Origin of the sequence: Helicobacter pylori, from assembly GCF_003637685.1 — a bacterium.
Lineage (GTDB): Bacteria > Campylobacterota > Campylobacteria > Campylobacterales > Helicobacteraceae > Helicobacter > Helicobacter pylori_CJ.
Window position 1 is genome coordinate 76195 of record NZ_MVWW01000007.1, and the last position, 20187, is coordinate 96381.

20 protein-coding genes and 1 tRNA gene are annotated in these 20187 nt (G+C 38.9%); 15 read left to right on the top strand and 6 right to left on the bottom strand.

Going from position 1 to position 20187, the window contains the following annotated elements; all coding sequences use genetic code 11:
- Nucleotides 1-6: 6 nt before the first annotated feature.
- A complete protein-coding gene (locus tag EAL44_RS06055; RefSeq protein ID WP_121075850.1) occupies nt 7-1485 on the bottom strand; it encodes a DEAD/DEAH box helicase in 1479 nt (492 codons plus the stop codon).
- Nucleotides 1486-1673: 188 nt separating this feature from the next.
- On the opposite strand from EAL44_RS06055, the gene EAL44_RS06060 reads away from it, so the two are divergent.
- From EAL44_RS06060 to hcpE, 12 genes are all read left to right on the top strand, one after another.
- Nucleotides 1674-2702: a flagellar basal body P-ring protein FlgI gene (locus EAL44_RS06060; RefSeq protein WP_121075852.1), complete on the top strand. Its 1029-nt coding sequence runs from the start codon at nt 1674-1676 to the stop codon at nt 2700-2702.
- Nucleotides 2699-3016, top strand: a complete 318-nt coding sequence (locus EAL44_RS06065) for a hypothetical protein (protein WP_121075854.1) — start codon at nt 2699-2701, stop codon at nt 3014-3016. The genes EAL44_RS06060 and EAL44_RS06065 overlap by 4 nt, the downstream gene beginning before the upstream one ends.
- A complete protein-coding gene (flgS, locus tag EAL44_RS06070) occupies nt 3013-4158 on the top strand; it encodes an acid survival sensor histidine kinase (RefSeq protein WP_121075856.1) in 1146 nt (381 codons plus the stop codon). The genes EAL44_RS06065 and flgS overlap by 4 nt, the downstream gene beginning before the upstream one ends.
- 209 nt (nt 4159-4367) lie before the next feature.
- Nucleotides 4368-4802 (top strand): DNA starvation/stationary phase protection protein, encoded by a 435-nt coding sequence (gene dps / locus EAL44_RS06075; RefSeq protein WP_000846455.1) that lies wholly within the window; start codon nt 4368-4370, stop codon nt 4800-4802.
- A 21-nt stretch (nt 4803-4823) separates the two neighbouring features.
- On the top strand, nt 4824-5108 hold the full coding sequence (locus EAL44_RS06080) for a DUF2018 family protein (protein ID WP_001206051.1): 285 nt from the start codon (nt 4824-4826) through the stop codon (nt 5106-5108).
- Nucleotides 5101-5496, top strand: a complete 396-nt coding sequence (locus tag EAL44_RS06085) for a hypothetical protein (protein WP_121075858.1) — start codon at nt 5101-5103, stop codon at nt 5494-5496. Before EAL44_RS06080 ends, EAL44_RS06085 begins: the two co-directional genes overlap by 8 nt.
- 9 nt (nt 5497-5505) lie before the next feature.
- Complete coding sequence (locus tag EAL44_RS06090) at nt 5506-6429, top strand: polyprenyl synthetase family protein (RefSeq protein WP_121075860.1); 924 nt, start codon at nt 5506-5508, stop codon at nt 6427-6429.
- Entirely contained in the window at nt 6429-7778 is a 1350-nt protein-coding gene (hemA, locus tag EAL44_RS06095) for a glutamyl-tRNA reductase (protein ID WP_121075862.1), read from the top strand. Before EAL44_RS06090 ends, hemA begins: the two co-directional genes overlap by 1 nt.
- 3 nt (nt 7779-7781) lie before the next feature.
- Nucleotides 7782-9515 (top strand): proline--tRNA ligase, encoded by a 1734-nt coding sequence (gene proS / locus EAL44_RS06100; RefSeq protein WP_121075864.1) that lies wholly within the window; start codon nt 7782-7784, stop codon nt 9513-9515.
- Nucleotides 9516-9525: 10 nt separating this feature from the next.
- Entirely contained in the window at nt 9526-10446 is a 921-nt protein-coding gene (hemC, locus tag EAL44_RS06105) for a hydroxymethylbilane synthase (RefSeq protein WP_121075866.1), read from the top strand.
- A complete protein-coding gene (locus EAL44_RS06110; RefSeq protein WP_040163727.1) occupies nt 10446-10811 on the top strand; it encodes a c-type cytochrome in 366 nt (121 codons plus the stop codon). Before hemC ends, EAL44_RS06110 begins: the two co-directional genes overlap by 1 nt.
- Nucleotides 10812-10903: 92 nt before the next feature.
- Entirely contained in the window at nt 10904-11971 is a 1068-nt protein-coding gene (hcpE, locus tag EAL44_RS06115; protein WP_121075868.1) for a Sel1-like repeat protein HcpE, read from the top strand.
- 770 nt (nt 11972-12741) lie between these two features.
- Here the strand turns inward: hcpE and EAL44_RS06120 are convergent.
- The 4 genes from EAL44_RS06120 to dsbK are packed head-to-tail and all read right to left on the bottom strand — an operon-like array spanning nt 12742 to nt 15931.
- Nucleotides 12742-13272, bottom strand: a complete 531-nt coding sequence (locus EAL44_RS06120) for a PepSY-associated TM helix domain-containing protein (RefSeq protein WP_121075870.1) — start codon at nt 13270-13272, stop codon at nt 12742-12744.
- On the bottom strand, nt 13272-14444 hold the full coding sequence (locus EAL44_RS06125) for a glutathionylspermidine synthase family protein (protein WP_078243014.1): 1173 nt from the start codon (nt 14442-14444) through the stop codon (nt 13272-13274). Before EAL44_RS06125 ends, EAL44_RS06120 begins: the two co-directional genes overlap by 1 nt.
- 23 nt (nt 14445-14467) lie before the next feature.
- Nucleotides 14468-15118: a UPF0323 family lipoprotein gene (locus EAL44_RS06130; RefSeq protein ID WP_121075872.1), complete on the bottom strand. Its 651-nt coding sequence runs from the start codon at nt 15116-15118 to the stop codon at nt 14468-14470.
- Nucleotides 15119-15133: 15 nt separating this feature from the next.
- Nucleotides 15134-15931: a protein disulfide-isomerase DsbK gene (gene dsbK / locus EAL44_RS06135; RefSeq protein ID WP_121075874.1), complete on the bottom strand. Its 798-nt coding sequence runs from the start codon at nt 15929-15931 to the stop codon at nt 15134-15136.
- 115 nt (nt 15932-16046) lie between these two features.
- Between dsbK and kdsB the strand changes: the two genes are divergently transcribed.
- The 3 genes from kdsB to EAL44_RS06150 all read left to right on the top strand — a co-directional run bounded on the left by kdsB (nt 16047) and on the right by EAL44_RS06150 (nt 18635).
- Nucleotides 16047-16778, top strand: a complete 732-nt coding sequence (gene kdsB, locus EAL44_RS06140; protein ID WP_121075876.1) for a 3-deoxy-manno-octulosonate cytidylyltransferase — start codon at nt 16047-16049, stop codon at nt 16776-16778.
- A 194-nt stretch (nt 16779-16972) separates the two neighbouring features.
- On the top strand, nt 16973-18433 hold the full coding sequence (gene hopA / locus EAL44_RS06145) for a porin HopA (protein WP_121075878.1): 1461 nt from the start codon (nt 16973-16975) through the stop codon (nt 18431-18433).
- Between the two features lie 127 nt (nt 18434-18560).
- A tRNA-Asn gene (locus EAL44_RS06150) sits at nt 18561-18635 on the top strand.
- Nucleotides 18636-18673: 38 nt separating this feature from the next.
- Here EAL44_RS06150 and EAL44_RS06155 read toward each other — a convergent pair.
- Nucleotides 18674-19831 (bottom strand): SulP family inorganic anion transporter, encoded by a 1158-nt coding sequence (locus tag EAL44_RS06155; protein WP_162970379.1) that lies wholly within the window; start codon nt 19829-19831, stop codon nt 18674-18676.
- Nucleotides 19832-20187: the final 356 nt, after the last annotated feature.

Consider the following 20187-nt stretch of genomic DNA (forward strand, 5'->3'; position numbering starts at 1 on the left):
AATATTTTAACGGCGTTTGGGTTTTTTAGAATGGTGGTTCGTTTTAGAGCCTTTTTCTCTGTAATGGCCCTTTTTGAAAGAACGCGCTTGATCATGTTGGTGCATTTTTTTATGGGTGGGTTTTGGCGTTTTTTCTTTAGGGTTTTGAATCGCATCAATTTCTTGCTGGTTCAAGCCGATTTTGCTGGTTTCAAACTGCAAACTCAAAAGTTTTAAAACCAATTGAGACGGCTCAAAAATTTCGGTAAGCTGTTCATAAAGGCTGATAGTCCCTTCAGACACTTTAGCGTCATGCAAGGTTTTGATGATCTGATTTTCGTTGATGGTGGGGATTTCAAAAAGTTCAATCTCTGAATCAATTTCTTTTTGCATGCGTAAAAGCTCTTTGTATTCTAAGGGGGTTACTAAAGTGATCGCCATGCCTTTTTTGCCCGCTCGCCCGGTTCTTCCAATGCGGTGGATATAGCTCTCGGTGTTTAGGGGCAAATGGTAATTAAACACATGGCTTACACCGCTAATATCTAGCCCACGGCTCGCCACATCTGTAGCCACCAACACATCAGCGTCATTTCTTTTAAACGCCATGATAGAAGAGCGCCGATCCCTTTGATCCATATCCCCATGCAAGGCGGTGCTTTTGTAATTTTTAGAAGCAAGGAATTGGTGCAATTCATCGGCTTCTTTTTTGGTGCGCGTGAAAACGATGCTCTTTTCAGGCGCTTGGGTGTCTAAAAGGCGCATGATCGCTTCAGCCCTTTCATGCTCATTGATCACATAAAAGCGTTGGGTGATGTCGGTGTTAGTGATATTAGAGGGGGCAATATGGATTTTAATAGGGTTTTCTAAAATCTTATCCGCTAGCCTTTTGATCGGCTCTGGCATCGTGGCTGAAAAAAGCAAAATCTGCGCTTCGCTAGGGAGGTAGTCAAAAATCTCTTCAATATCGTCCAAAAACCCCATATCCAGCATTTCATCGCTTTCATCTAAAACGACCACTTTAGGCACAAATTTATGGATGCGCTCGTTTTTTAAATGATCCAACAGCCTTCCTGGTGTAGCGATCATCACTTGGGGGTTTTTCTTAATGAATTCGCATTGTTTTTTAACGCTCTGGCCTCCATACACGCACACGGTTTTAGTCCTAGTGTGTTTGCCCAATTTAAAAATCTCATCGCTAATTTGCATGGCTAATTCTCTAGTGGGCGTGATCACTAAGGCCTCTATGGTGTGGTTGTTTTTAAGGTTGTTGATAATGGGCAGAGCGAAAGCGGCGGTTTTTCCTGTGCCTGTTTGGGCTTGCGCAATGACATCTCGGCCTTGCAAAACAGCCGGAATGGCCTTTTCTTGAATGGGGCTTGGGGAAGTGAAGCCGGCTTCATAAACGGATTTTAAAACCGATTCTTTTAAGCCCAAATCATTAAAACTCGGCTTATGATAAGCGTCATCATCAATTTCTGTAGGGAGTGGTGGTTGATTCAATTCCATGGGAGATTCATACCTCAATTTAATTTGAAACTTTATAAAAAGCTAATAAAAGGCTAAAATTAAAATCTTTGATTTAAAGTTTATAAGATTTTTGAGTATAGCATAAAAATACGCTCAATTAGGATTAAAGTTTTTATAAAAGGCTTATGCTAAAATAATTAGAATTAAGGAATAAAGAAAGGGTTTGATTGAAACGGGTGTTTTTGTGGCTTATTTTTGTATTAGCCTTCCATAAGCTTTTGGCCGAAAAAATAGGCGATATAGCGAGCGTGGTAGGCGTAAGGGATAACCAGCTGATTGGCTATGGGCTTGTGATTGGCTTAAATGGCACAGGGGATAAGTCCGGCTCAAAATTCACCATGCAATCCATTTCTAACATGCTAGAGAGCGTGAATGTTAAGATCTCTGCAGATGATATTAAATCTAAAAATGTCGCTGCCGTGATGATTACAGCCTCCTTGCCCCCCTTTGCAAGACAGGGCGATAAGATTGATATTCACATTTCTTCTATTGGGGATGCAAAATCCATTCAAGGAGGGACTTTGGTGATGACCCCTTTAAATGCGGTAGATGGGAATATTTACGCCCTCGCTCAAGGGGCTATCGTTTCGGGTAATTCTAATAACTTGCTCTCAGCCAATATCATCAACGGAGCGACTATTGAAAGGGAAGTTTCGTATGATTTGTTCCATAAAAACGCCATGACTTTAAGCCTGAAAAAACCCAATTTTAAAAACGCTATCCAAGTGCAAAACACTTTAAATAAGGTATTTGGTAATAAAGTAGCCATAGCACTAGATCCAAAAACCATTCAAATCACCCGCCCAGAGCGTCTTTCTATGGTGGAGTTTTTAGCTTTAGTGCAAGAAATCCCTATTAATTACAGCGCGAAAAATAAAATCATTGTAGATGAAAAATCAGGCACGATCGTTTCAGGAGTGGATATAATAGTGCATCCGATAGTGGTTACAAGCCAAGACATCACGCTTAAAATCACTAAAGAGCCTTTAAATGACTCTAAAAACACGCAGGATTTAGACAATAACATGTCCTTAGACACCGCTCACAACACACTGAGCTCTAACGGGAAAAACATCACCATTGCCGGGGTGGTAAAAGCCTTACAAAAAATTGGCGTGAGCGCTAAAGGGATGGTTTCAATCTTACAAGCCCTAAAAAAAAGTGGCGCGATTAGCGCTGAAATGGAGGTACTATGATAAACAACAATAAAGCCATGTTAGAGCAATACCATGTTTCTAAATTAGCGAGCGAAGAGAAATTAAAAGTGCTAGCTCAAACTAAAAACGACAAGCTCCTCAAAGAACAAACCGATTCTTTTGAAGCGTTGCTTTTAAAATTCATGCTAGATACGGCTATGAAAATGGATAACCCTTTGTATCCTAAAGCCCCAGGCGATGAGATTTACACATCCATGTATAAGGACACGCTTTCTAAAGAATTGAGCGGGAATTTTGGTTATAGCGAAATGCTGTTTAATTTCTTAAAAGAGCAAGAAAAACAAAAACCATGAAAAAATCCAAGCGTTTAAAACGCCCTTATTTAAAAAACTCCCCTTTGAAACGCTCTAATAAGGCTTCTTCTTTCAAGGGGTTGTTAAAAAAAGAAGACAATGTGATTTCATTAGAAAATTTTAAACCCAAAGAGAGCGAAGATTTATTAGAGAATTTTTCCAACAAAAAAGACATGCAAGAATTGCTAGGGCTTTTAAACCAATTCATTTTACAAAGCTACAAGGTGGAAAAGGAGTTTAAGGATTATAAAGCCCTTTATGAATGGGTCATAGAGATTTTACCGCAAGCGATTTGGGTGATGAATGAAAACGGGAGCTTTTTTTATAAAAATTCTCTAGCCAATCAAAGCCATGAGGTGTTCAATAAGGCTAAATTAGAAAATTTTAACACCGAAATTGAACATGAAAATAAAAGCTATTTAGTCCAGCAAAACAGCATTCAAGGCAAGCAAATCATCACCGCAACCGATATTAGCGCTCAAAAACGCCAAGAGCGGCTCGCTTCTATGGGGAAAATTTCAGCGCATTTAGCCCATGAGATCAGAAACCCCGTAGGCTCTATCTCTCTTTTAGCTTCGGTGTTATTAAAGCATGCGAACGAAAAGACTAAGCCCATTGTTGTGGAATTGCAAAAAGCTTTATGGCGCGTAGAAAGGATCATTAAAGCCACCTTGCTTTTTTCTAAAGGCATTCAAGCCAACCGCACCAAGCAAAGTTTAAAAACGCTAGAGAGCGATCTCAAAGAAGCCCTAAATTGCTACACTTACTCTAAAGACATTGATTTTCTTTTTAATTTTAGCGATGAAGAAGGGTTTTTTGACTTTGATTTAATGGGGATTGTGTTACAAAACTTCTTGTATAACGCTATTGATGCGATTGAAGCCTTAGAAGAGAGCGAACAGGGGCAGGTGAAGATTGAAGCGTTCATTCAAAATGAATTTATCGTCTTCACCATTATTGATAACGGCAAGGAAGTGGAAAACAAAAGCGCTTTATTTGAGCCTTTTGAAACCACTAAATTAAAGGGTAATGGCCTAGGGTTAGCCCTGTCTTTACAAGTCGTTAAAGCCCATGAAGGGAGCATTGTGCTATTAGAAAATCAAGAAAAAACCTTTGAAATTAGGATTCTTAACGCTTCTTAATTTGGATAATTATCCCCCCTTAAAAAATGAGTTTTACGATAAAACAAAATTTTAAAAAGATTAAAGAATATTAAATTGAATAGGGTTTATCAGTTTTTGACAAAAATAAGATCAAAACAATTTTTCATTAACTCTTTTGGTGTAGGATAGCGTTCAAGGTTTTTATGAAAAATAAAAACCTAAGTTAAATTTAAAAAAAAGGACTTTTGATGAAAACATTTGAAATTTTAAAACATTTGCAAGCGGATGCGATCGTGTTATTTATGAAAGTGCATAACTTCCATTGGAATGTGAAAGGCACCGATTTTTTCAATGTGCATAAAGCCACTGAAGAAATTTATGAAGAATTTGCGGACATGTTTGATGATCTCGCTGAAAGAATCGCTCAATTAGGGCATCACCCCTTAGTCACTTTATCCGAAGCGCTCAAACTCACTCGTGTTAAAGAAGAAACTAAAACAAGTTTCCATTCTAAGGACATCTTTAAAGAAATTCTAGGCGATTACAAACACCTAGAAAAAGAATTTAAAGAGCTTTCTAACACCGCTGAAAAAGAAGGCGATAAAGTCACCGTAACTTATGCGGACGATCAATTGGCCAAGTTGCAAAAATCCATTTGGATGCTAGAAGCCCATTTGGCTTAAGCTAATAATAAAGAAGCCAGCATGAGAGATTACAGCGAGCTTGAAATTTTTGAGGGAAACCCCTTAGACAAGTGGAATGACATTATTTTTCATGCGAGTAAAAAGCTTTCTAAAAAAGAGCTAGAAAGGCTTTTAGAGCTTTTGGCTCTTTTGGAAACTTTTATAGAAAAAGAAGACTTGGAAGAAAAGTTTGAATCTTTCGCTAAAGCTTTAAGAATGGATGAAGAGTTGCAGCAAAAAATAGAGAGCAGAAAAACAGACATTGTGATCCAATCCATGGCGAATATTCTCAGCGGGAATGAATGAGCTTATCCGCTATGGCTTGATATTCCTCTTTTTTTTAAAAGCGTTTGGGCTTGATTATGGGATAGATAAAACGCTAGAATTAAAAAAAGATGAAGCGTTTAAAGCGATCATCAAAGACACTTCAAATGAACAAACCAAAGAAATCACACTCTATTGGACGCTATATGCAAATAAAGGTTTAGTCATCAACATGCGTTTTAACCATTTCCCCTACCAGTTTATTTTATACACCGATCATGCGAGAAACACCTATAACCTCAAAGTTTTTGAAAAAAACTTTTCTTCTAACAGCACTCTGTCGCTTGTGTTTAAAGATTTTAAAGAAGATAAAGCCACTTTAAGATTTTTAGCCCTTATGCCCCTTGTTTTTTCCCCTAAAGAGCCTTAAGGAATTTGCATGCAAGAAAAACAACTTCAAGCCATTCAAAATAGAATCGCTTCTTGGATCAAAGAAATTGAAAGCGGCTTTATAGATGCATTGTTTTCTAAGATTGGCCCTTCAAAAATGCTGCGCTCCAAACTCATGCTCGCTTTGTTAGACGAAAAAACAGACGCTATTTTATTGGATAAAGCCTTCAATTTGTGCGCGATTGTGGAAATGATACAGACCGCTTCTTTATTGCATGATGATGTGATTGACAAAGCGACCATGCGCCGAAAACTCCCTAGCATTAACGCTCTTTTTGGGAATTTTAACGCTGTGATGCTTGGGGATGTGTTTTATTCCAAAGCCTTTTTTGAATTATCTAAAATGGGCGAAGCAATCGCTCAAATCCTCTCTAATGCGGTTTTAAGGCTCTCTAGGGGCGAGATTGAAGATGTGTTTGTGGGGGAAAGTTTTAATAGTGACAAACAAAAATACTGGCGTATTTTAGAAGACAAGACCGCTCATTTCATAGAAGCGAGCTTAAAGAGCATGGCGATTCTTTTGAATAAAGACACCAAAATGTATGCGGATTTTGGATTGCATTTTGGCATGGCGTTTCAAATCATTGACGATTTATTAGACATCACTCAAGACGCCAAAACTCTAGGTAAGCCCAATTTTAGCGATTTTAAAGAAGGCAAAACCACTTTACCCTACTTGCTTTTATATGAAAAACTCAATAAGAACGAGCAAGGGCTTTTAATTTCTTATTTTAAACAAGATAGCCATGAAATCATAGAATGGACTAAGGAAAAATTCAAGCAATATGGTATCATAGAAGAAACCCTTAAGATCGCTCAAGTTTATTCTAAAAAGGCCCTTGAAGCCATTAAAGGGGAAAACAATTTGATTTTAGAAAAACTAGCGCAAGATGTCATTTATAGGACTTTTTAATGGAGTTAGAAACTCATTTGTCAAAATATTTCACCCTAGCCTTTACGCACAAAAGCATGAGCTTAGAAATGCGAGAAAAACTCGCTATCAATTCGCCCATAATGCTTAAAGAATTTTTACAAACCATTAAAACCCACTGCCCTAACATCAAAGAGTGCATGGTGTTATCCACATGCAATCGCTTTGAAATCTATGCGAGCCTAAAACACGGCGCTAATACTCATGAACAAAAAAGCACACTATTAAAAATTTTGGCTCAAAATAAAAAAATGAGCGTGTCTGATTTAGAAAAATGCGTTTTAATCAATACTGATGAAAGCGCAGTCCATCATGTCTTTAGCGTGTGCAGCAGTTTGGATAGCCTAGTGGTGGGGGAAACTCAAATCACAGGGCAAATGAAAAACGCTTATAAATTCGCTTTTGAAGAGAAATTTTGCTCCAAAGATTTAACCCGATTGCTCCATTTTGCTTTCAAATGCGCCGCTAAAGTGCGCAATTTAACCGGTATTTCCAAACAAGGGGTTTCCATCTCTTCAGTGGCGGTCAAAGAAGCGCTTAGTATTTTTGAAAAAGAAAGGATTAAAGATAAAAAAGCCCTTGTGATAGGGCTTGGCGAAATGGCTCAATTAGTCATCAAGCACCTTTTAAACAAGCAATTTGAAGTGCTTATTTTAGGGCGTAATGCGGCTAAATTTGAAGATTTTGTCAAAGAATTAGAAGAGCCTAAAAAAGCGAGCTTCCAAAATATAGAAAATTTAAACGCTCATATCAACGAATACGCATTGCTTTTTTGCGCCACTTCTTCGCCGAATTTTATCGTGCAAAATTTTATGGTAAAAGAAACGATTTTCAGGCGTTTTTGGTTTGATTTAGCCGTGCCACGAAATATTGAAAAGCCGATATTCAATAATATTTTTTTATACAGCGTTGATGATTTAGAGCCTATGGTGAAAGAAAATGTGGAAAACAGGCAAGAGAGCCGGACAAAAGCTTATGAAATTGTAGGGCTTGCCACAATGGAGTTTTACCAATGGATCCAAAGTTTAGAAGTAGAGCCTTTGATTAAGGATTTAAGGGAATTAGCCAGGATTTCAGCCCAAAAGGAATTACAAAAAGCGCTTAAAAAACGCTATGTGCCTAAAGAATACGAAAGCAATATTGAAAAGATCTTGCACAACGCTTTCAATACTTTTTTACACCACCCTACTATTGCTTTAAAAAAGAACGCCCAAAAAGAAGAATCTGATGTGCTTGTGGGTGCGATTAAAAACTTGTTTAATTTAGACAAATCTAGTGCTAATCATGTCCAGAATTTGAATCTCTATAAATGCGAATATTACGAGGAATAATGCATGCTGTTTTCAAAACTCTTTGCCCCCACTCTCAAAGAACCCCCAAAAGATGCCGTGTTAAAAAGCCATAAGCACCTAGCTCAAGCAGGATACATTTATCAAGTAGGCAGCGGGATTTATAATTTTTTGCCCTTAGCTAAAAAAGTGCTAGACAAAATAGAAAACATCACGCACAAACGCATGCAAGAGCATGGGGCGCAAAATATTTTAATGAGTTTTGTGGTTTTGGCGAGTTTGTGGGAAAAATCAGGCCGTTTGGATAAATACGGCAAGGAATTACTGGTTTTTAAAGACCGAAAAGACAATGATTTTGTTTTAAGCCCCACTTTAGAAGAAAATATCACCGAAATTGTCGCTAATTTCATTAAAAGTTACAAGCAATTGCCCGTGCATCTCTATCAAATCCACACGAAATTCCGTGATGAAATCCGCCCACGATTCGGGTTGGTGAGAGCGAGGGAATTTATCATGAAAGATGGTTATAGCTTTCATGAAGACGCTGAAAGCTTGGATAAGGAATTTTTAAACACGCAAAACGCTTATAAAGAGATTTTAAGCGATTTGGGTTTGGATTTTCGCATCGTGGAAGCGGATAGTGGGGCGATTGGAGGGAGTAAAAGCAGGGAATTTGTCGTTTTAACAGAATGCGGGGAAGACACGATCGTGGTGTGTCAAAATTGCGATTATGCCGCCAACATTGAAATCGCTAAACGCTCTAAAAGACCTGAGCCTTTAAATGTCCCCAAAGCGCAATTAGCGAAATTCCCTACCCCTAATACCACTAGCGCTCAAAGCGTGGCGGAATTTTTTAAAACAGAGCCTTATTTTATTTTAAAAGCGCTTGTTAGAAAAGTGATCCATAAAGATAGAGAAACTCTAGCGTGCTTTTTTGTTAGAGGCGATGATACTTTAGAAGAAACTAAAGCCCTGAACGCCTTGAACATTATAGGGGCGAACGCTTTAGAATTGAGAGAGGCCAATGAAGAAGATTTAAATAAAGCAGGGTTAATAGCGGGCTTTATAGGGCCTTATGGCTTGAAAAAGCATGTTTCTTATATCATTTTTGATGGAGATTTAAAAGATAGCGATTGCTTGATCGTTGGGGCTAATGAAAAGGATTTTCATGCGGTGGGCGTGGATTTAAAAGGGTTTGAAAACCTTGTTTATGCGGATATTGTCCAGGTTAAAGAGAGCGATTGTTGCCCTAATTGTCAAGGAGCGTTGAAATACCATAAGAGTTTGGAAGTGGGGCATATTTTCAAACTCGGGCAAGGCTATGCTAAAAGCTTGAAAGCGAGTTTCTTGGATAAGAATGGCAAGGAGCGATTTTTTGAAATGGGGTGCTATGGGATAGGCATTAGTAGATTGCTCAGCGCGATTTTAGAGCAAAAAAGCGATGAGCTAGGCTGTGTGTGGACGAAAAATACCGCTCCTTTTGATGTGGTGATCGTGGTTTCTAATTTGAAAGATGAAGCGCAAAAAAAACTCGCTTTTGAAGTGCATGAAAGGCTACTCCAAAAGGGCGTTGACGTGTTGTTAGATGACAGAGACGCGCGTTTTGGGGCGAAGATGAGGGATTTTGAATTGATTGGGGAGCGATTGGCGCTGATTGTTGGGAAGCAAACTTTAGAGAGTAAAGAATTTGAATGCATCAAACGCACTAATTTAGAAAAACAAACGATCAAAGACATTGAATTAGAAGAAAAAATTTTAGAAATGTTAGAGAGCGAATAAGGGGGATTGAGTGGGAAATTTAGTGATTGGCTCTAGGGGGAGCGAACTGGCCTTATGGCAAGCGAATCACATTAAAGAACGCCTGAAAAAAGAATGCTCTATGGAAAGCGAGATTCAAATCGTTAAAACCACGGGCGATAAAATCTTAGACGCGCCTTTAAATAAGATTGGCGGTAAGGGGCTATTCACTAAGGAATTGGAAGAATTGCTTTTAAAGGGCGAAATTGATTTGGCGGTGCATTCTTTAAAAGACGTGCCGGTCATGTTTGAAAAAGGGTTGGATTTAGCTTGCATCACCAAAAGGGCTGATGTGAGGGACACTTTTTTGAGCGTGAAATTCCCTGATTTGATGAGCTTGCCTAAAGGAGCCAAGGTTGGCACGACTTCTTTAAGGCGCTCCATGCAAATCAAACTGAAGCGCCAGGATCTAGACACAGAAAGCTTGAGGGGGAATGTCCAAACCCGTTTGAAAAAGCTTGAATGCGGAGAATTTGACGCTATCATTTTGGCTGAAGCCGGGTTGTGCCGCTTAAATGTTCAAGGGGCGAAATACCGCAAGGCTTTTAGCGTAGAAGAAATGATTCCTAGCATGGGTCAGGGGGCTTTAGGGGTAGAAATGCTCAAAAACCACAAGCATTTTATTACGCTCCAAAAACTCAACGATGAAGAAAGCGCGTTTTGCTGCCATTTAGAAAGGGAATTTATCAAAGGGCTTAATGGAGGGTGTCAGATCCCTATTGGCGTGCATGCGAGTTTAATGGGCGATAGGGTTAAAATCCAAGCGGTTTTGGGCTTGCCTAATGGGAAAGAAGTCATCACTAAAGAAAAGCAAGGGGATAAAACTAAGGCGTTTGATTTAGTTCAAGAGCTTTTAGAAGAATTTTTACAAAGCGGGGCGAAAGAGATTTTAGAAAAGGCACAGTTGTTTTAATGCGTTTATTGATCGCGTTAGGTTTGAGTTTGCTAAGCTTGAACGCTAAAGAAGCGGATTTCATCTCTGATTTAGAATACGGGATGGCTCTTTATAAAAACCCTAGGGGTGTTGCGTGTGCGAAATGCCATGGCATTAAAGGCGAAAAACAAGAAATCACCTTTTATTATGAAAAAGGCGAAAAAAAAATCCTCTACGCCCCTAAAATCAACCATTTAGATTTTAAAACCTTTAAAGACGCCTTGAGTTTAGGCAAAGGCATGATGCCTAAATACAATCTCAATTTAGAAGAAATCCAAGCGATTTACCTTTATATCACCTCTTTAGAGCATAAAGAAGAGCATAAGGATTCTCCTAAGCCTTAATCAAAGCGCTTGATTTATGCTAAAATGGAGCGTTGCATTTTTTGTTTTGATTAAAGAGGGTTCTAAAAATCAGAATTTAAAAGAAGGTAGGAATGAGTGTCAAAATTTTAAAAATATTAGTTTGTGGGTTATTTTTTTGGAGCTTGAATGCCCATTTATGGGGGAAACAAGACAATAGTTTTTTGGGGGTTGCTGAAAGAGCCTATAAAAGCGGGAATTATTCTAAAGCTACATCTTATTTTAAAAAAGCATGCAACGATGGGGTGAGTGAAGGTTGCACGCAATTAGGAATCATTTATGAAAACGGGCAAGGCACTAGAATAGATTATAAAAAAGCCCTAGAATGTTATAAAACCGCATGCCAGGCTGATGATAGGGAAGGGTGTTTTGGTTTAGGGGGGCTTTATGATGAGGGGTTAGGCACGACTCAAAATTATCAAGAGGCCATTGATGCTTACGCTAAGGCGTGCGTTTTAAAACACCCTGAGAGTTGCTACAATTTAGGCATTATTTATGATAGAAAAATCAAAGGCAATGCCGATCAAGCGGTTACCTACTACCAAAAAAGCTGTAATTTTGATATGGCTAAGGGGTGTTATGTTTTAGGCGTGGCTTATGAAAAAGGCTTTTTAGAAGTCAAACAAAGCAACCATAAAGCCGTCATCTATTATTTGAAAGCATGCCGATTAGATGATGGGCAGGCTTGCCGCGCGTTAGGGAGTTTGTTTGAAAATGGCGATGCAGGGCTTGATGAAGATTTTGAAGTGGCGTTTGATTATTTGCAAAAAGCTTGCGAATTAAACAACTCTGGTGGTTGCGCGAGTTTAGGCTCTATGTATATGTTGGGCAGGTATGTCAAAAAAGATCCCCAAAAGGCTTTCAATTATTTCAAACAGGCATGCGATATGGGGAGTGCGGTGAGTTGCTCCAGGATGGGCTTTATGTATTCCCAAGGGGACGCTGTTCCAAAAGACTTGAGGAAAGCCCTTGATAATTATGAAAGGGGTTGCGATATGGGCGATGAAGTGGGTTGCTTCGCTCTAGCGGGCATGTATTACAACATGAAAGATAAAGAAAACGCCATAATGATTTATGACAAGGGCTGTAAATTGGGCATGAAACAAGCATGCGAAAACCTCACTAAACTCAGGGGGTATTGAAAATTTAACCAACCCCCTAAATTATCATCGTGTTTGACTCAAAACCTTTCAAAGATTTGGCTCTGTTTTAAGAGTTAAAGCAGAAACCCACCCTATTAATTTTTAATCTTTAGTGTTTTTAGGGATTTGTCTATTTTCAAAAAGAAAACTTTTTGAATGTTTTTTGCGGTTGTTTGGTTGTGTTTGTTAGTGTGTTTTTATAGTGTAAATTTTTGTTAGGTTAGCTTGAAGTGGGTTTTTAGGTTTAAAATCCTATAAAAATATTTTAGCGTGTTTTTGCGCTATGGATAGATATGCGTTTGGTTGTGTTTTTCCAATGGCTTCAATTTATGGCTTTTGTGTGGTTATTATTATAAGCACGCTATAAATGCGAATCACACGATAACCAAAGCGGTATGTGCACGCTATAAAAAGACTTGACAAAAATAACGAAAAATAGTTAAATTTCAAGCGTTCTTTTAAAAATTGTTGTCAGGTGAGACAGATAAAAACGCTTTTAGTTTAAAGATAGAGTTTTAGGGGTTTTTTGTGTTGGTTTAGTTATTCTTTAATTTTTTAAAAAATGGGGTTTTTAAAACTCATAAAAGGATAAGGGGTATTTTGAAATCATTCCCCTACAACCCCCTTTTTTAAAATCCCCCTAACCCCATAAGAGTGCGTTATGAGAAATTATCGCTTACGCAAGCTTTTTTATTTTGGTTGTCAAAACACCCAAAAGCATTTTTTAGATTTCATAACCAATATCCAAAACAGAGCTGATATTTTAAACCCTATAAAGACCAATAGATCGCTCCAAAGAACACCACACTCCCTATCAAAACGCTTATAAACATGCGTTTAGTGTCCTTAAAAGCCACCATTAAAAACGCACTCAAATAAAACAACAATAAAAACACGCAAAAAATCCCCAAAAGCACCTGAAACACGATACCCACCTTAGCCTTATGCAGCATGATGAGCGCACCTAAAAAACCCCTTTCAATGGTTTTGATTTTTGTTTGATCGCCTTTAGTTTCAAGGTTGATTTCATACAAAGGCGTGCCAATGATTAACGCTCCCCTATGCTCTCTAGGCTCTATCTTTTTAGGCATAGCGATATGGTTTTCTTTTATAAAGTCTTTTAAAAAGTCCAATCGTTCTTCTTTTTTTAAGGATTTTTCTAAAACCCACTCTTTGATATTAGCGCCAGTGTCTTGGCGCACTTTAAAGAGCAATGAAAGCCCACTAACCGCAAAAAGAAGCGCCAAAGGGAAGAAAAAAGTGGTCGCATAGATGTGAAAATAACGCATCATTGCCGTCATTATTGCAACCTGTGGCTCACGAATTTAGAAAAATTATCCAAGACTAGCCCCCCTTTTCTAAACCCTAACGCGCAAGATTCATAAGCAAAAAACACATTAGGCTGATAATACAACCCGTTATGCGAATTGAGCTCGTAAAATTCTTGATAAATGGGTTTGTGGTTAGAATAAACGCCGTCCGTTTTTAAAAGCGATTGCATGGAAGCTTCAAAGATTTCACTATTCGCCCCTTCCCTACCAAAAGCCACTTTTTTGATTTGCTTTTTATGGGCTAAAGGTTCATAGCTCGTTTCTAACAATAAGGGGTGGTTGGGGTATCTGTCCCATAAAAGTTTTAAAAAACGCTTGGATTGGAAAAGGATCGTATAAGCCGGGTTTAAAAAAATCGTGTTTTTATTTTCCATCATGCCTTGCATCAAAAGGGCTAATTCTGGCTCATCAATAGCGATGTTTTCCCATGGGATCAGTTTGAATAAAAACTCATAATTCAAGCCGTTTTTAAACACGCCCTCTTCTATATTAAACTCTACTTCATCAATGTAAGAAAAATCCGTTTCAAACCCCACGCTCTGAGCAGCGTCTTGCAAAAAACGCATGGTGCGCTCTTCTTCAATATTCCCCCTAACGCTTGAAAAAAGGATTTTCCACCCCTCATACATTTCCTCAAAACGGCTCGTGTCTTCGCCCAAAGTTACCATGCGTTTAAAATTCTCGCCAAGCGCTTCGTAAAGGTTATTGAATTGCTTGTTTTCATCATAACCATTCGCTTTGAGTAACGCCCATTGAATCACTGCGGTTTCATAGAGCATGGTGGGGGTATCAGCGTTAAATTCCAGTAATTTAATGGGCTTGCCATCAAGCCCACCGGCTAAATCAAAACGCCCGTAAATATGCCAATGCACTTCTTCTTCAAAACTCTGTTTGATCATAGGAATGAGCGCGTTAGGAATATCCAATTCAAAAAAGCGATCGTTTTTAATGGCCTCTTCAGCCGTCTCTACAAACATGTCATAAAGCTCATTACAAGCGTCATAATAAGCGTCCGCTTCTTTTTGAGAGACAACCACCATTTCATCAGCGATATAAGATGACATGTCATCATTCGTGTGCCAATCTAAGCCGATTTCTTCTAAAGTCTTATTGTCTAAAGGTTTTAAAGGAATCACTTGCATTTTTTAGCCTTGAATAGATTAAATTATGAGTTAAAGCCCCTTGTCCCAGAGCTTACCGCCGGCGAGCTAGTAGGCCTACTAGAGCCAAAAAACCCGCTCTGTCCCTTACTCGCTCCGCCCATGCTTGAAGCGCTGGACGCGCTTTTAGAAAAGGAATTTTGAGAGCGTTGGTAAGCTTGCGGGGATTTGTAGGTCCGTTGGGCGTTTTGCTGGTAATTAGGGTTATTGAAAAGCTTATTACCAATATAACTCCCTAAAATCGCCCCCGCCGCGCTCCCTAAAATCGCGCTCCCCAAGCCAAAGCCTGAGCTTTCATTACTCCCTCCCCCATTATTAGGCTGGATAAGCTTGCTCGTGCCGTTATCAATTTTGGCTTCTTCTTCTTTGATGAGCTTTTGAATCTCTTCATTGCTGAGCACTCGTTCATTGCCTTGCAAATCGCGCACTATAATGTGGGTTCTTGAGCTGGGGTATTCTTCAACAACCTTGTAAGATTTATCCTTTTGCTCTTCTAAAATCACAAACGCGCCTTTTTGAACGCTCTGGCTCAAAGAGCTTTGCTCTTTTTGTTTGTCATCAGCATTGCTCTTACACCCCACAATGCTCACCATCACCAACGCACTCAAACCACCCACGATCGCATAATCAGAAATCTTTCTGTAGGGTTTTTTCATGAGAGTAGCCTTATATCATGCCTTATAATGGTATAAGAAAGGCACGCCCTTAATCACGCCAGATTCAAAAATCTTTTTCGTAACATTTTCCACTTTAGTGCGTAAATCTTCAGGCTCTTTTTGGGCGTTAATATCGTATTGGGTGGAATAAATCTTTTCAAGAATAGAGATCTTATCTTCCACGCTCGCTCCCCTAGCCCTAGCTTTCGCCATTTCTTCTTGGATCAAAGCCGCTTTTTTAGCCGAATTGACTCCAAGCCACCCCACCACGACCATTCTCACGGTGTTTTCTTTTAGGTGATCCCTGAGTTTAGTGAGCTCTTTTTGGCAATGCGGACACATGGGATCGGAGACAATATAAAGGATCTTGTCCTTATTTTCAGCGTTAGTAGAGGGCAACTCTATCACATAATCAGCCGGCACTTCATCAAAAAGAGCGTTCAACTTCGCGCTATTTTGCTGGGTGGTGTTAAGGGCTAGGATTTTTTGATTGGTCTCTGTGAGCAACTTCACATCTTCGCTATTATTGCTAAAAAAGATACCGCCAAGCCCTATGACTAAATTACCATCCTTACTCACTACAAGCGGGATATTGTATTTAGTGTCCGGATCTTCAATGACGACCATTTTCAAATCCTGGCTGGATTTTAAAGGTTTGGTCTCTAAAACACGCACCTTTTTATTGGTTTGTTTTTCAATCACGCTCACTAAATTATCCTGCATCCGTTTGTCATTAGCTGAAACTGAATGTTTAGGGGCTGCCCCTAAACTTACAAGAAGTAACGCGCTCAACACACTCGCTCTTAATATCATTAAAAACTCCTAAAGTTCAATAGTCTCAATCCCTATAATAAAAGGAATAAGCGTTTCAAATGGGTATAATACCATAAAAATCCCCTATTTTCATAAGGCTTAAAAAGGTTTAAAGATGATTATCATTCCTGCTAGATTAAAATCCAGTCGTTTTGAAAATAAAGTTCTAGAAGATATTTTTGGCTTGCCTATGGTAGTCCGTTGCGCTAAAAATGCGAATCTAGTAGATGAATGCGTAGTCGCTTGCGATGATGAAAGCATCATGCAAACATGCCAAAAATTCCGCATTAAAGCGGTGCTAACCTCCAAACACCATAACAGCGGCACAGAACGCTGCTTGGAAGCGGCGCAAATTTTAGGGTTAAAAAACGATGAAAGGGTTTTAAACTTGCAAGGCGATGAGCCTTTTTTGGAAAAAGAAGTCATTTTAGCCTTATTAGAAGCCACCCAAAACGCCCCTTTCATGGCGACTTGCGCTAAAGTCATTGATGAAGAGCAAGCCAAAAGCCCCAATTTAGTCAAGGTGGTTTTAGACAATCAAAATAACGCCTTGTATTTTTCGCGCTCCCTTATCCCCTTTTTACGAGATTTTGATGCGAAACGCCAACCCCCCCTTTTAGGGCATATCGGTATTTATGGGTTTCATAGCAGAGAGATCTTAGAAGAATTATGCGCTTTAAAACCTTGCGTTTTAGAGGAAATAGAAAAATTAGAGCAATTAAGGGCTTTGTATTACCAAAAAAAGATTGCAGTAAAAATCGTTCAAAGTGAAAGCATAGGCATTGACACCAAAGAAGATTTGCAAAACGCTTTGAAGATTTTTAGCCCCAATCTCCTTGAGCGATAAATTTTAAAAAGCGCTCAAAACATTTTTCACTATCAAAAACCTTTTTTTAAATCCAAAAAAAAAGCAAAATTTCTTAATTCTTGCTCAATTTTATTAAAAATTTAATAAATTTATGACACAATTTAAACGCATTGTAAATAAAGTTTCAATTTGATACGATTTTACAAACAAAACATCACTTTAAGGAACATTTTATGAAAAAAACGATTTTACTTTCTCTTATAGCGTCATCGCTCCTTGCTGAAGATGACGGCGTTTTTATGAGCGTGGGCTATCAAATCGGCGAAGCCGCGCAAATGGTGAAAAACACCGGCGAAATCCAAAAAGTCTCCAACGCTTATGAAAATTTGAACAATCTTTTAACCCGCTATAACGAACTCAAACAAACGGCCTCTAACACTGATTCAAGCACCGCTCAAGCGATTAATAATCTAAAAGAGAGCGCTAGCAGATTGAAAACGACCCCAAATACCGCTAATCAAGCCGTGTCCTCAGCGCTCAGCTCTGCGGTGGGCATGTGGCAAGTGATAGCCTCTAATTTAGCCAGTGGCACGCTACCCACTAGTGAATACGACAAACTCAAAGCGACTTCTCAATTGCTCCAAAACACCCTAGAAAATAAAAACACAGCCAACAATAATACCACTATTGATAATGACTACGAACAGCTTTTAACTCAAGCTAGAACCATTATTAATACCCTTCAAAGCCAATGCCCAGGAATAGACGGAGGCAATGGCAAACCATGGGGCATTAATGCAAGCGGGAACGCATGCAGTATTTTTGGCAACACTTTCAGTGCTATTACTAGCATGATTGATAGCGCCAAAAAAGCCGCCGAGCAAGCCCGAAGAACTAGCCCAGAAAGTCCAAACCAACAAAACGCATTTACCAACGCTGATTTCAATAAAAATCTCAATCAAGTCTCAAGCGTTATCAATGACACTATCTCTTACCTCAAAGGGGATAATTTAGAAACCATCTATAACACCCTTCAAAAAACGCCTAATTCTAAAGGGTTTCAAAGTTTGGTGAGCCGGTCTAGCTATAGTTATTCTCTCAACGAAACCCAATATTCTCAATTCCAAACCACCACCAAAGAGTTTGGTCATAACCCCTTTAGAAGCGTGGGATTAATCAACTCTCAAAGCAATAACGGGGCGATGAATGGCGTGGGCGTGCAACTAGGCTATAAGCAATTCTTTGGGAAAAATAAATTTTTTGGGATCCGGTATTATGGCTTTTTTGATTACAACTATGCGTATATCAAATCCAACTTTTTTAACTCCGCCTCTAATGTTTTCACCTATGGCGCGGGCAGTGATCTTTTATTGAATTTCATCAATGGCGGATCCGATAAAAACCGCAAAGTCTCTTTTGGTATTTTTGGGGGCATCGCTCTAGCCGGCACGACATGGCTTAATAACCAATCTGCGAATTTAAAAACCACCACTAGCGCCTACAGCGCCAAAATCAACAACACTAATTTCCAATTCTTGTTCAATACCGGTTTAAGGCTTCAAGGGATTCATCATGGCGTTGAATTAGGCGTGAAAATCCCCACCATCAACACGAATTACTATTCTTTCATGGGCGCTAAATTAGCCTATAGAAGACTTTATAGCTTGTATCTCAATTATGTTTTGGCTTATTGATATTGAATCGGTTCTCATTATTAATGAGAACAAAGCCAACTTTTTGGCTCTCAAAATGAATAACGGCACCACTTTACTTGACTTTTTACAAAAAACACACTAAAATTCTTTTTTGTTTGAGCGAAATTCCAGATTAGCTCAGCGGTAGAGTAGGCGGCTGTTAACCGCTTGGTCGTAGGTTCGAATCCTACATCTGGAGCCATACTTTTGACCCATCTTTTTCTTTCTTATAGCAAAACTTCATGCAATCCCTTTTGATTTGATCCATAACGCATTGACTAACACCCCCACCACAACCCCTATCGCTAAATTATGCGTGTATAAAACCACCGCCACGACTAAGAGCATGTTCAGCGTGTCATAGAGCTTGATTTTTTTAATGTTCATAATGGATTGGAAATTAAAAGTGGTGAAAGAAATCATCACCATTACCGCCACAACCGCTACAATGGGGATCTTAACCACATATTCATTAAACACTAATATTAGCACCATTAAAGAAAAGCCGGCAAAAAAAGTAGAAAGCCTTGTTTTGGCCCCGGATTTTGCGTTAATGATAGACTGCCCCACTAAAGCGCACCCTGTCATTCCCCCCAAAAGCCCTGAAATGATATTCCCCAAGCCTTGCGCTTTAGTTTCTTTGTTTTTATCGCTCACGCCGTCTTTTAAAATAACGTCTAAAGTTTTAGCGGTCAATAAGCTTTCTATCGTGCCTACTAGCGCTAAAGAAAGAGCGTAAGGCAACAATTCTAACACCATTTTAAAATCCAAATTTTTGGGGATAATGAGAAAATGAAAGCCTGAAACCCCTTGTTCAATACTCCCCAAATTCGGCGCATGCATATCAAAAATTAAAGCGATCGCGCTCACTGCAAGGATACAAATCAAATTAGAGGGAATTTTTTTAGTGATTAAAGGGAAGAGGTAAATAATCAATATCCCAACAGCGAGTAAGATAAACACCTCCAAATTTTGGTTTTGAAGGAATTTGAATTGCTCTGTTAAAAGCAAAATGCCTAGCGCGTTCACAAAGCCATACATCACTGATTGGGGGATAAATTTTAAAAGATTCCCTATTTTCAAATAGCCTAAAAGAATTTGCAACATTCCTGCCATAAGAGTCGCCACGCCTGCGTATTCAAGCCCATAATTTTTAACCACGCCCACTAAAATGAGCGCCACTGAGCCGGCCGCTGCGCTAATCATCGCCTTTCTAGCCCCAAAAAGAGACAAAATAAAAGCCATATAAAAGGTCGTATAAAACGCCACGCCCACATCCAAGCCCACCATGATCGCAAAACCGGCCGTCTCTGGGATCACAGAAAGCCCCACCACAAAACCAGACAACAAATCTTTTTGAATGTTGCTCAACCATTCTTTTTGTATCTTTTCAAACATGTCGCTCTTTTTAATTAGAATGGCTTGATTGTAACCAAAGATTTAAAAACCGATTTCAAACCGGATAAAATCCCTTTTCTTAAATCAAGCTCTATGATATTTTATTGTAAAAAATACTTAAAATTGTTTTTTTTTTTTTCAAAATATAAATTTTAAGTTAAGAATAAGCATTTTATGGTAAAATGGCGAAATTTCATAAACATGACTATCATGGGAATGCAAAACCAACAAAAATCTAATAAAAGGAGAAAACATGAAAATCAAAAAATCCCTCTTACTCTCTCTTTCTCTCGTAGCTTCATTATCAAGAGCTGAAGACGACGGATTTTTTATGAGCGTGGGCTATCAAATCGGTG

Coding starts and splice junctions, on each gene's coding strand:
- EAL44_RS06055 (WP_121075850.1), bottom strand. CDS start 1,485: ATGGAATTGAATCAACCACCACTCCCTACAGAAATTGATGATGACGCT.
- EAL44_RS06065 (WP_121075854.1), top strand. CDS start 2,699: ATGATAAACAACAATAAAGCCATGTTAGAGCAATACCATGTTTCTAAA.
- flgS (WP_121075856.1), top strand. CDS start 3,013: ATGAAAAAATCCAAGCGTTTAAAACGCCCTTATTTAAAAAACTCCCCT.
- dps (WP_000846455.1), top strand. CDS start 4,368: ATGAAAACATTTGAAATTTTAAAACATTTGCAAGCGGATGCGATCGTG.
- EAL44_RS06080 (WP_001206051.1), top strand. CDS start 4,824: ATGAGAGATTACAGCGAGCTTGAAATTTTTGAGGGAAACCCCTTAGAC.
- EAL44_RS06085 (WP_121075858.1), top strand. CDS start 5,101: ATGAATGAGCTTATCCGCTATGGCTTGATATTCCTCTTTTTTTTAAAA.
- EAL44_RS06090 (WP_121075860.1), top strand. CDS start 5,506: ATGCAAGAAAAACAACTTCAAGCCATTCAAAATAGAATCGCTTCTTGG.
- hemA (WP_121075862.1), top strand. CDS start 6,429: ATGGAGTTAGAAACTCATTTGTCAAAATATTTCACCCTAGCCTTTACG.
- proS (WP_121075864.1), top strand. CDS start 7,782: ATGCTGTTTTCAAAACTCTTTGCCCCCACTCTCAAAGAACCCCCAAAA.
- EAL44_RS06110 (WP_040163727.1), top strand. CDS start 10,446: ATGCGTTTATTGATCGCGTTAGGTTTGAGTTTGCTAAGCTTGAACGCT.
- hcpE (WP_121075868.1), top strand. CDS start 10,904: ATGAGTGTCAAAATTTTAAAAATATTAGTTTGTGGGTTATTTTTTTGG.
- EAL44_RS06120 (WP_121075870.1), bottom strand. CDS start 13,272: ATGACGGCAATGATGCGTTATTTTCACATCTATGCGACCACTTTTTTC.
- EAL44_RS06125 (WP_078243014.1), bottom strand. CDS start 14,444: ATGCAAGTGATTCCTTTAAAACCTTTAGACAATAAGACTTTAGAAGAA.
- EAL44_RS06130 (WP_121075872.1), bottom strand. CDS start 15,118: ATGAAAAAACCCTACAGAAAGATTTCTGATTATGCGATCGTGGGTGGT.
- dsbK (WP_121075874.1), bottom strand. CDS start 15,931: ATGATATTAAGAGCGAGTGTGTTGAGCGCGTTACTTCTTGTAAGTTTA.
- kdsB (WP_121075876.1), top strand. CDS start 16,047: ATGATTATCATTCCTGCTAGATTAAAATCCAGTCGTTTTGAAAATAAA.
- hopA (WP_121075878.1), top strand. CDS start 16,973: ATGAAAAAAACGATTTTACTTTCTCTTATAGCGTCATCGCTCCTTGCT.
- EAL44_RS06155 (WP_162970379.1), bottom strand. CDS start 19,831: ATGTTTGAAAAGATACAAAAAGAATGGTTGAGCAACATTCAAAAAGAT.